At 42.1% G+C, this 354-nt stretch carries 1 protein-coding gene; it reads right to left on the reverse strand.

The annotated features are described in order from the left end of the window. The coding region (locus tag HC176_RS17880; protein WP_167920348.1) for a LamG domain-containing protein at nt 1–354 on the reverse strand (354 nt) is incomplete at both ends.

Genomic DNA, 354 nt, shown 5'->3' on the forward strand with positions numbered 1-354 from the left:
CGTGAAAATAATTTTCAGGTACAGTAGTAGTTGAATTATAGGCGGCACCAATAATAACAGGAGTCGAAATTGATGTTGCAGCTTCGGAGGCGCCGGCTGCTACCTTTATTCCGTCTATGTACATTCCAGAATTGTCACCTCCTACAATTACTGCCAAATGATACCAGCGATCTGTTCCAATTGTATGGGCAGAAGCTATTTCCCCTCCATTCCAGCGGAATTTCGGAACGTTGTTTTCTACTATCAGATCAAATCCACCGGAACTTAATGCTGAATTGTCTCTTTTGGAAAGTATTGTCTTACTTCCTGCAGTTTTACCTGCGTCCTGTTTTACCCAGGCTTCAATAGTAAATG

The organism is Tamlana crocina (assembly GCF_012037625.1).